A 4,805-nucleotide genomic window follows, 5' to 3' on the forward strand; every position below is an offset into this window, starting at 1 on the left:
TAACGGGAGGTCAGGTAATGGCGATCGCCACCATTAATCCCGCCACTGGGGAGACGCTCAAAACCTTTGAGCCACTCAATGATGCAGAAATTGCCGCTAAACTCGATTTAGCTAATCAGGCTTTTGAACAGTATCGTCAGACTAGTTTTTCTGAGCGATCGCAGTGGCTACAAAAGGCTGCTGATATTTTAGAGCAAGACAAAGCAGAATTTGCTAAGTTGATGACTCTGGAAATGGGTAAACCATTTAAAGCTGCGATCGCAGAAGTCGAAAAATGCGCCGTCGTTTGTCGCTACTATGCCGAACATGCCCCTGGTTTTTTGGCTGATGTTTCGGTAAAAACGGATGCCAGCCATAGTTTTGTTCGCTATCATCCAATGGGTGCGATTCTCGCGGTGATGCCGTGGAATTTCCCATTTTGGCAAGTTTTTCGTTTTGCTGCACCAGCGCTAATGGCGGGAAATGTCGGCTTACTCAAACATGCTTCCAATGTGCCGCAGTGCGCCTTGGCAATTGAAGATATTATCCGACGGGCAGGTTTTCCTGAAGGTGCGTTTCAAACTCTATTAATAGGCGCTGCTAAAGTCGCCGATTTAATGGCTGATGAGCGCGTAAAAGCTGCTACCTTGACCGGAAGCGAACCAGCAGGCGCATCCCTTGCCGTCGCCGCCGGTAAACAAATCAAAAAAACCGTTTTGGAATTAGGAGGAAGTGACCCGTTTATTGTGTTAGAAAGTGCTGACTTAGAGACAGCAGTTGTCACAGCTACTACAGCGCGGATGTTGAATAACGGGCAATCATGTATTGCAGCGAAACGTTTTATTGTTGCAGAAGCGATCGCAGACAAATTTGAAAAATTACTTTTAGAAAAATTTGAGGCGCTCAAAGTAGGCGATCCCATGCAACCAGATACCGATTTAGGCCCACTGGCTACTCCTCGTATTCTCCAGGATTTAGATCAACAAGTGCAAAATGCCATTAGTAGTGGTGGTAAAGTCCTCACCGGTGGACATCCTTTATCAAATCGTCCTGGAAACTTTTATCCACCAACGATTATCATAGGTATCCCGCCTGAAGCATCAATTGCCAAAGAAGAATTCTTTGGCCCGGTAGCTTTGTTATTCAGGGTTCCAGATATCGATGCTGCCATTAAACTCGCTAATGATAGCCCCTTTGGCTTAGGTGCAAGTGCTTGGACAACCAACAACCAAGAGAGCGATCGCTTGGTTGAGGAAATCGAAGCAGGTGCCGTATTTATCAACAGTATGGTCAAATCTGATCCCCGATTACCCTTTGGTGGCATCAAGCGTTCTGGATATGGCAGAGAATTGAGTATTCAGGGTATACATGAGTTTGTCAATCTTAAAACCGTGTGGGTGAAGTGATTAGGGATTAGGGGCTGGGGATTAGGGACTGGGTATCAGGAACTAAGTATTGGGATTAGGAATTAGAGATTACAAATTTAGATTTTGGGAAAGATATTTTCATTCCCCAGTCCCCAGTCCCCATTCCCCAGTCCCCAGTCCCCACTCCCCAATATTCATTCGTCAATAGTTAGGAAATAAAATGAATACAGCAGAATTATTGGTGCAGTGCTTAGAAAATGAAGGAGTGCAATATATTTTTGGACTCCCCGGCGAAGAAAACCTGCACGTTTTGGAAGCGTTAAAACATTCTTCGATTAAATTTATTACAACTCGTCATGAACAGGGTGCAGCATTCATGGCGGATGTCTACGGACGCTTAACAGGAAAAGCCGGAGTGTGTCTTTCTACTCTTGGCCCTGGGGCAACCAACTTGATGACTGGGGTAGCAGATGCTAACCTCGATGGTGCGCCTTTAGTGGCGATTACTGGTCAAGTGGGAACAGATAGAATGCATATTGAATCCCATCAATATTTAGATTTGGTGGCAATGTTTGCGCCTGTTACCAAGTGGAATAAGCAGATTGTGCGACCGAGCATTACACCGGAAGTAGTGCGGAAAGCATTTAAGCGATCGCAATCTGAAAAACCTGGTGCAGTTCACATCGATTTACCAGAAAATATTGCTGCTATGCCCGTCGAAGGCAAACCTTTGCGTAAGGATAATAGCGAAAAAACTTATGCATCTTTTGCTAGCATTCGGGCAGCAGCAGCCGCAATCTGCCAAGCAGTTAACCCATTAATCTTAGTAGGAAATGGGGCAATTCGCGCTCAAGCAAGTGATGCTGTAACGCAATTTGCAACTTTGTTGAATATACCTGTTGTTAATACCTTCATGGGTAAAGGCGTGATTCCCTACACCCATCATTTAGCTTTGTGGGCAGTGGGATTACAGCAAAGAGATTATATTACTTGTGGCTTTGATAACACAGATTTAGTAATTGCGATCGGCTATGATTTGATTGAGTTTTCCCCTAAGAAATGGAATCGTAATGGTGAAATTCCCATTGTGCATATTGGGGTAAGTCCGGCGGAAATTGACAGTAGTTATATTCCTAACGCCGAAGTAGTGGGAGATATTTCAGATTCCCTCTATGAAATTTTAAAATTAGCAGACCGACAAGGTAAACCCGATCCTTTTGCCATTAGCTTAAGGTCAGAGATTCGGGCTGATTACGAACAGTACGCCCATGATGACGGATTTCCGATTAAGCCGCAAAAGTTAATTTATGACTTACGGCAAGTGATGGGCCCAGATGATATCGTCATCTCTGATGTTGGCGCACATAAGATGTGGATGGCCCGTCATTATCATTGTCATAGCCCCAATACTTGCATTATTTCTAATGGCTTTGCGGCTATGGGTATTGCCATTCCTGGCGCTTTAGCAGCAAAACTGGTTCATCCTAAGCGCAAAGTTGTTGCTGTAACAGGCGATGGCGGCTTTATGATGAATTCTCAAGAATTAGAAACAGCCTTGCGTGTCGGTACACCCTTTGTCACCATAATTTTCAATGATGGTGGCTATGGCTTAATTGAGTGGAAGCAAGAAAATCACTTTGGCAAAGGAAACTCATCTTTTGTACATTTCAGTAATCCTGATTTTGTCAAATATGCCGAAAGTATGGGTTTGAAAGGCTACCGAGTTGAATCTGCTTTAGATTTGATTCCAGTACTCAAAGAAGCCCTCGCTCAAGATGTACCCGCCGTGATAGATTGTCCCGTAGATTATCGGGAGAATCACCGCTTTAGTCAAAAAGCCGACGAGTTGACTTGTGCGGTGTAAAAATTAGAGACGAGATTAATCGTGTCTGTACAGGAGTTAGGAGTTATTTATTCCTAACTTTTTTAGTGTCTTGGTAGGGTGCATTATGGCAAAGGCTAACGCACCGCTTTACTTCAGTTAATTTATAAACATATTTCTTCTCTTTCTTTGCGTTCTTTGCGGTTCGTAAAAAAAACCATGAAGCCTCAAAGGTTCATTCACGAGTATCAAAGACTCATTAACCAAGCTCAGAGGTTCATCGACGAAGTTCAGAGGTTTATTGACGAAGTTCAGAGGTTTATTGACGAAGTTCAGAGGTTCATTGACGAAGTTCAGAGGTTCATTGACGAAGCTAAAAGGTTCATCAGCGAAGCTCAGAGGTTCATCAGCGAAGCTCAGAGGTTCATCAGCGAAGCTCAGAGGTTCATTCACAATGAGTTAGAATCAATAACTTCTAACTCATCACTGATTTTTACTCTTACTTAATCGTCTTCTGGTTGGAATTTGTGCTTTCCTGCTCTTGGGCAATATCTTCTACTGGTTTGCATTGCCTTTTGTCAATATCAGACTTAATAATGAGTCCTTTAGTATTGAGCGATATTTCAACTTGGTATTGACCATTCACCATATTAATAGCAGCGTAGGTTACTGTACCAAACATCATTACTCCGCAAAGTGATAAGATAATTTGCAGAATTCCCAGTTCTCGTTTCATTTTCAAAGCCTTTAATCCCTTACATTCCCATTAGAACTTGGTGCTAGCTGAGGACGGAGTTGAGTTTTAGTTGATTATTGGTTAAGTTCAGGATGACTATAATTTATAGAGTGCAAGACGTTATCGTTAAATAGCCTTGCTGTTTAGCTAGTATAAAAACCTGATATACTCACAGCAGTTTCTCGATGAGGAATGATGGCGCGATCGCTCCGAGTAGCCCCAGAGTATATTAAAAAAGTTAAGTCAGCACCTCAGCGTAACGGCTATCCTAGCTTGCAAAAGTTCTCTGAGGACATAGGCCCTTCACTGTCCACTGTCAAAAACTTCTTCACTGGTATACCAATTGACTATGAGAATTTTCGAGAAATTTGTGAGAAATTAGGACTAGAGTGGCAAGACATTGTATACAACGAACCAGAAACTCAACCGCCTAAACCTCAGCCAACAAATGGGGAAGCATCGCCCTTCATCATTGGCGCACCCATCACCCAGCCGCGTTATTTTTTTGGACGCGAAAAAGAATTAAAACGCCTCTTCAACTTACTCAAACGCTATCCCCTACAAAACGCCGCCATTATCGGCAAAAAGCGTAGCGGTAAAACATCGCTGCTGCATTACTTAAAAAATATCACCACCACCCCAGCAGAACAGCTGCGTCCTGAGCAAAAATCTGACTGGCTACCGTATCCAGAAAATTACCGTTGGATTTTTGTAGACTTACAAGACGCACGAATGCAAAGCCGAGAAGGGCTGCTAAAGTACATCTTGGAATCACTAAAGATGCAAGTGCCGACACCTTGCGATTTAGATCGTTTTATGAATGTAGTCAGCGATAATTTGCATTCTCCGACAGTCATTTTATTGGATGAGATTGGCGTTGGGTTGCAACGCTGTCCAGAAT

The 4,805-nt window shown here is 43.3% G+C and carries 4 protein-coding genes and 1 pseudogene; 4 read left to right on the forward strand and 1 reads right to left on the reverse strand.

All coding sequences use genetic code 11. The features are described 5' to 3' along the window. Positions 1-17: 17 nt before the first annotated feature. The 3 genes from VE944_RS20125 to VE944_RS20135 all read left to right on the forward strand — a co-directional run bounded on the left by VE944_RS20125 (position 18) and on the right by VE944_RS20135 (position 3,675). Positions 18-1,385 (forward strand): NAD-dependent succinate-semialdehyde dehydrogenase, encoded by a 1,368-nt coding sequence (locus VE944_RS20125; protein WP_324980873.1) that lies wholly within the window; start codon positions 18-20, stop codon positions 1,383-1,385. 181 nt (positions 1,386-1,566) lie between these two features. Continuing rightward, positions 1,567-3,210, forward strand: coding sequence for an acetolactate synthase large subunit (locus VE944_RS20130; RefSeq protein ID WP_324980864.1), 1,644 nt, complete (start codon positions 1,567-1,569; stop codon positions 3,208-3,210). Between the two features lie 177 nt (positions 3,211-3,387). Beyond that, positions 3,388-3,675 carry a hypothetical protein gene (locus VE944_RS20135; RefSeq protein WP_324980867.1) on the forward strand — a complete coding sequence of 96 codons (288 nt, stop codon included), beginning with the start codon at positions 3,388-3,390 and terminating at the stop codon, positions 3,673-3,675. On the opposite strand, the gene VE944_RS20140 is transcribed toward VE944_RS20135, so the two are convergent. After that, complete coding sequence (locus tag VE944_RS20140; RefSeq protein ID WP_324980870.1) at positions 3,668-3,904, reverse strand: hypothetical protein; 237 nt, start codon at positions 3,902-3,904, stop codon at positions 3,668-3,670. The genes VE944_RS20135 and VE944_RS20140 overlap by 8 nt on opposite strands. Before the next feature lie 192 nt (positions 3,905-4,096). On the opposite strand from VE944_RS20140, the pseudogene VE944_RS20145 reads away from it, so the two are divergent. Continuing rightward, positions 4,097-4,805 (forward strand): annotated as a pseudogene (locus VE944_RS20145) (ATP-binding protein); the annotation flags it as partial.

This window comes from Nostoc sp. (genome assembly GCF_035638895.1).
GTDB lineage: Bacteria > Cyanobacteriota > Cyanobacteriia > Cyanobacteriales > Nostocaceae > Nostoc.

What these genes read in the sequence shown, in the direction of transcription:
- VE944_RS20140 (WP_324980870.1), bottom strand. Translation starts at nt 3,904, where the DNA reads ATGAAACGAGAACTGGGAATTCTGCAAATTATCTTATCACTTTGCGGA.
- VE944_RS20135 (WP_324980867.1), top strand. Translation starts at nt 3,388, where the DNA reads ATGAAGCCTCAAAGGTTCATTCACGAGTATCAAAGACTCATTAACCAA.
- VE944_RS20125 (WP_324980873.1), top strand. Translation starts at nt 18, where the DNA reads ATGGCGATCGCCACCATTAATCCCGCCACTGGGGAGACGCTCAAAACC.
- VE944_RS20130 (WP_324980864.1), top strand. Translation starts at nt 1,567, where the DNA reads ATGAATACAGCAGAATTATTGGTGCAGTGCTTAGAAAATGAAGGAGTG.